Annotated in this window: 6 protein-coding genes; 2 read left to right on the forward strand and 4 right to left on the reverse strand. The window is 43.6% G+C overall.

All coding sequences use genetic code 11. From position 1 onward, the window contains the following. Window positions 1–1,173: HAMP domain-containing sensor histidine kinase (locus PLA23_RS10170; protein WP_324475110.1), on the forward strand; the 1,173-nt coding region annotated here is incomplete at its 5' end. A 642-nt stretch (window positions 1,174–1,815) separates the two neighbouring features. Here PLA23_RS10170 and PLA23_RS10175 read toward each other — a convergent pair. Together PLA23_RS10175 and PLA23_RS10180 are read right to left on the reverse strand one after the other, a co-directional pair. Continuing rightward, on the reverse strand, window positions 1,816–2,667 hold the full coding sequence (locus tag PLA23_RS10175) for a ComEC/Rec2 family competence protein (protein ID WP_324475111.1): 852 nt from the start codon (window positions 2,665–2,667) through the stop codon (window positions 1,816–1,818). A gap of 328 nt (window positions 2,668–2,995) precedes the next feature. Further along, window positions 2,996–3,358 carry a response regulator gene (locus PLA23_RS10180; RefSeq protein WP_324327700.1) on the reverse strand — a complete coding sequence of 121 codons (363 nt, stop codon included), beginning with the start codon at window positions 3,356–3,358 and terminating at the stop codon, window positions 2,996–2,998. 154 nt (window positions 3,359–3,512) lie between these two features. On the opposite strand from PLA23_RS10180, the gene PLA23_RS10185 reads away from it, so the two are divergent. Further along, a complete protein-coding gene (locus PLA23_RS10185) occupies window positions 3,513–4,907 on the forward strand; it encodes a P-loop domain-containing protein (protein ID WP_324327698.1) in 1,395 nt (464 codons plus the stop codon). Here the strand turns inward: PLA23_RS10185 and PLA23_RS10190 are convergent. Beyond that, window positions 4,878–5,066 carry a hypothetical protein gene (locus PLA23_RS10190; protein ID WP_324327696.1) on the reverse strand — a complete coding sequence of 63 codons (189 nt, stop codon included), beginning with the start codon at window positions 5,064–5,066 and terminating at the stop codon, window positions 4,878–4,880. The genes PLA23_RS10185 and PLA23_RS10190 overlap by 30 nt on opposite strands. Next, a partial coding sequence (locus PLA23_RS10195) for a beta-propeller domain-containing protein (protein ID WP_324475112.1) occupies window positions 5,057–5,275 on the reverse strand: 219 nt, incomplete at its 5' end. The genes PLA23_RS10195 and PLA23_RS10190, both read right to left, overlap by 10 nt.

Genomic DNA, 5,275 nt, shown 5'->3' on the forward strand with positions numbered 1-5,275 from the left:
GACCGGAAAGATCGTATTGATAATCTGAAAAAGGCTTTTACCGGGCGAATGAGTTTTATTGTTCCCGGACCGGGCTCTAATCAGATAACAAAATATCTCTATATACCCCAGATTAACAGCTCTTCAGTGTCATCCGACCTGTTTGATAAAGTGGCAGAGATCGTCTATTCAACTGAGCGTATAACAAAGAAGACAGAGCAGGCCCTGATCCGGAATGTTCTCTCTGCGTTTCTTTCTATTATTCTTCTGTTCCTGATTGCATATGCCATTTCGCGGTATGTCACAAGGCCGGTGTATCAGATCATCGAGGATATCGAGATCATTGCAAACGGGAATTATGATCACCCCATACGACGGACAAAAGGATTTGAATTTCGAAGACTTGAGACCAGCATCCAGAAGATGGTTGGAAGACTCAAAAAGGATATCATCTCAATCAAGCAGAGGACAGACGAATTACACCAGGAACTGGTAAACCGGCAATATGCCGAGCAATCTCTGCGGGCAGCTAATCACAAACTCTCTCTGCTTGGAACTATCACCAGACATGACCTCTTAAACCAGATATCTGTTGTTTCTTCAGGTTTTGACCTTCTTGAAGAGGATATCCCAAAGAATGAGCAACATAACCGGATTATGAGTATGATCCGTGATGCCCTGAATTCGATCCATGACCTTATTCTCTTTACCCGTATTTATGAACAGATGGGTGTTGATAAACCGGTCTGGCATCATATGACCCGGCTCATAGACGAGATTATGAAAAATTTTTCCGAACAGAAATGCTCCGTTGATGATACTACAAACGGGCTTGAAATCTATGCTGATCCCATGTTTGACCGGGTGCTTTACAACCTTATTGAAAATTCCTTTCGTCATGGTGGAACAGTAACCCGCATCGCCTTTCACGTCATCACTGAAAACGGGATAGCAGTTCTCACGTACTCGGATAATGGAAGAGGTATCCCAGGAGAAGACAAGGAAAAGATTTTCGCACGGGGATATGGCACAAATACCGGTCTGGGCCTCTTTTTAATCCGTGAGATCCTCTCCCTCACCGGAATAGAGATCCGTGAAATTGGGAAAGAAGGAGAAGGTGCCTGCTTTGAAATCCGGATCCCTGAAGGAAAATGGCGCCTTCATGATGCTTCCATGGAATCAAATGGGAACTGATGCTGAGTTCTGATAGAGAGGATACTGCAAACCATTCTGAAATGTTTTCGAATGTTTGCAGGTATCTATGTCGTGCTTTTGTTATGCACGTCTTGAAATAATCTCCTTTTCACTGCCATTACTTCAAGGTGTTGTGTAATGCACAATAATTATATAGCGATCGGATCGTAATTTATTCCTTCTTTTTTATATCTCATAATGCCATCTATTTTTGAAAAATAACTATAAATTAACCGATAAACACGTCAGGATTATACATCTATAAGAACTATTTCCCTGCTCTGAACATATCGGTGAGACAGGTGAGATTGTCAGACATCATGAGATTATTGATCCGGTTATATAGAAAAAATTTATAGGTGATGACCTGAAATCCATATATTTTCAGAGATATAAAATCGATATAATATCCTTTTTTTCATTAAAGGAAGATAAATTATCGTCTTTTAATATTATCAACAATATGAGTCAGACATCTGTCTGCCACATCCCTGAAGGTCTTTTGTTTATTGAGGAAATAATCGCTCATGATTTAAGAAAAGGTCATATCACCCTTTAATCACTTGAAAGAATAATATCCGGCCCTCATTCTATATATAAAAATCAGGTGTTTTTTATTGGATCGATGCAATCGGTCAGTTATCATGCAGGAGGTTGTGTCTCAATTACACTCATGAGAGATATCGATCCGGCAGGCGATGTCCGTGATGATCCGATCGTATAGTTTTCACCATCTGTTGCGATCAGGATTGTACCTCTGATATCAGTACGATAGACCTCTGCTCCTGCTGCTTCAAGACCCATCTCTGTTGCTTTGTTTGGACCGTTCCCCTCTCGTCCGATGCTGATGACTGCAACCTCCGGTTTTATCATATGCACAAAACCCATGTCAAAGGCCTGGCGGGAACCATGATCAGGAACCCGGAGAATCTGGATTTTCATCCCAGTATCGATATCAGGAGAACCATTTTCTGAAAGAAGGAGCATGGATACGTTCCCTGCATGCAGATTCAGAATTGCCTCATCACCAATTCCGTTATGAGTCTGAGCGATATTTATCACATCTATTGTTGTATCAGTGCCGATCGGAATACGTTCGCCAAGTTTGAGGGAACGGTATGTGATTGATTCGTTCTGTATTTTCTCTAAAATTTTGTTATAGTTGAAATACATCTGACCAGTTCCGGTATCACGATACTCATGCACGTTTGTCCGGTTCATAACCTCCAGCACTCCCCCGATCTTCCCCGGTTCCATACTGGTCACCAGGAAGAGATGAATGTCAGTAATATTATGATCGGTCAGGTATGCTGCCGTGGTATTGCGGTCCGGACCTGCATCAATCAGAGTATTGATCCCTTCTGACTCTACCAGGATCGCATCCCCTGTTCCCACATCAAGAACATGAATCTTCGTTTCCTCTGCCGATGTACAGATACTGCATGCTGATAGCAGAATCAGAAGAATAAATGATATGATCTGAATATTTTTCATAAATGTGCAAACCCCCTGGTTCACATCACTCATAGTCTATGAAAAGCTCTTCAAAATGCTTCTTCTTTGAATCACCATACCAGCCAATATCTGATCAGCGGTATGATATCTATAAGGATTCAGAAACGATATCGTGTACAGTTCGAAGAGCAATGGTCCTTTTCACACTCCCTATTGATATTCAGTCCTTTTCTGAAATACGGACCGGTGGGTATGCATATGGATATAACCCCATCTGACTCCCGTCCGGTAATTGAAATTGAAATGGTCTTCAATCCCAAAGCGAGAAATATTAAGAGATGGGATGCAGAAAAAACAAACCAATAACTTATCTTTTTGCGATTACCTTCTCAATACTCCCAAGCAATTCGTCTTTCTGGTATGGTTTGATGACATATCCTGCTGCACCAACACGAAGAGCCAGAGCCACCACTTGCTCAAGCCCTGCTGCAGAACACATGATAACAGGAATCGTTGGAAACTTCTTTTTAAGTTCTCGCAAAATCTCAATTCCATTCAGTTTTGGCATTACCAGGTCAAGCATAATGAGATCAACAGGATGAGATGTGAGAAAATCCAGTATATGTATACCGTCAGGCTGCGTCAGCGTTCTAAACCCAGCCTCAGTCAGAATAGCATTCATCTCATCAATATCTGACGGATTATCATCAACCATTAAAACAGTGGTCATACCATCAACTCTGGAGATAAATCAAAGCTTCACTTCGGATTACTTTTCATTGATCCTCATATGGTATGAATTTGTCTGATAATTGTTTTGCAACCTGGTTTGTGCATACCATCGCTCCTTATGCCTGACAAGAAACACATTATTGTACGCTGTCATGGAAACCTGGACCACTCACCTACCTGAACTCTTTGTATCACTCTCTTCACCGGATTATTTCATTCCGGAAAAGTATCGTCTCGGGACTGATGCATACCTGGTGCCGTCTCCTGACCACCAGGATCTTACCTTCTCCTTCCCCGTCTGCTTCAGGCGACCCCTCCTCGAAGAGATATCCCTTCCCCTCTCTTCATCGGCAGGTGCAGTTCATGCAATTATTGAATACTGCAAACAGGCATCAGGAAAGATCAAGGATGTTGGAATGCTTTATGGTGCCAGAACAGGAAATCAGGGCAGGTACATGGTAAACGTTGAACCCTGCACCGTTGCTTTATCCATGTCAGCACTGGCATCCCATCTCTGGAGGCCGGACGACGGAAATTTACTCACACCAGAGGGTATTCGGCTTACTATCCGGGGAGCAATGCCATATCTTCCGGTATCTTCGAGAAACAGTACTTTCATTCTGGATGAACTGAGCACATACCTGCAGAGTATCGCCGAGTGCATTCACCGGGTACCCATCCGGCAGATAAAACGGGAATGGGAGATCGTATATGATCAACAGCATCTTCGTTCAAAGCTCTCTGAAATGGGTCTTGTGTCATTTATTGGGGACGGAACAAGACCAGCACGATCATATACCCGTTACCGATGCTGGCACCGGGTGGCAGGCCCAAAGGACGGTGTGCATATCCCATTTAACTGCCCGGTTAAGCTTGAACCAGTGGAGGTTATGCTCGCGGGCTCGAACCATACGATCACCGGACTTGGTATACATAAGGGTGAAATCTTTGCAATAACAGGCTCTAATGCAGAGGGAAAATCAACTCTTCTCAATGCCATTGAAGCGGGTGAGGATGATCATGCAATAGGTGACGGGAGAGAATGTCTGGTAACCATTGCGGGCGGGGTTTCTCCTGATGCGACAAGTATTGAACTCAAAGGTGCAGATCTTCGTCCGTTCTTTCAAAAGATTCCTCCAGGGATGGCAGGAAGAGCCGAATCAGCGTTTGGACAGGGGAGCGGTTCTTCATCTATGGCGTACCGTATTTCTGATGCTATTCGAAGGGCAACTCCGTATATTGTCATCGATGAGGACCGGGCCGCACAGAACCTGATGGTCCCTTGTTATATGAGCTCTTCGGACGTCAGATCACTTGCATCCCTTCTTGCAGAAGCAAGAGAATGGTGCAACGGGACTACGTTTATTATTGCCGGATCCGGAATGGAACTATTGATTGCACAGGCAGACCGAATTATCCGGCTATGTCAGCATACACCTCGTGCACTATCAGTTGATACCTACCGGGCAGGCCTTACTGATTATTACCAAAAAATAGAGAGATTAATTCCGAACAATTCAGGTAAGGGTAATATTCACAAACAATGATGCTTCTTGTCCGACATAGGGGGAAGGAGTGAGTTTTTTCATTATCGATGTTGCCGCATGTAACGGCCCCTGAACATCTGTTGAATTCACATCACCTGAAGAGATCTTTGCAATCTCAGCACTACAGAAATCCTGGTACGCCTGGCAGATTATTCCCATTTCTTATTGGTATGCCGGATACTGATATCCATCAGGCGCCGTTTCAGATCCTTCAGATCCGAACCAACAATCCGATCCTTGGATATCGTATATACCACATCATCCATAAAGAGCGACCGAAGGACCGTTGAGCCGTACCACCATTCATCATCTGAAGTACCGGTCCCTTGTTTTATCCTGCCTTTCTCAGTAAATCCGGTATCAGGATT

Source organism: Methanospirillum sp. (genome assembly GCF_035406105.1).
GTDB lineage: Archaea > Halobacteriota > Methanomicrobia > Methanomicrobiales > Methanospirillaceae > Methanospirillum.

Excerpts from the sequence above, each read along its gene's own strand:
- PLA23_RS10180 (WP_324327700.1), bottom strand. The coding sequence starts at position 3,358 with ATGACCACTGTTTTAATGGTTGATGATAATCCGTCAGATATTGATGAG.
- PLA23_RS10175 (WP_324475111.1), bottom strand. The coding sequence starts at position 2,667 with ATGAAAAATATTCAGATCATATCATTTATTCTTCTGATTCTGCTATCA.
- PLA23_RS10185 (WP_324327698.1), top strand. The coding sequence starts at position 3,513 with ATGGAAACCTGGACCACTCACCTACCTGAACTCTTTGTATCACTCTCT.
- PLA23_RS10190 (WP_324327696.1), bottom strand. The coding sequence starts at position 5,066 with ATGGGAATAATCTGCCAGGCGTACCAGGATTTCTGTAGTGCTGAGATT.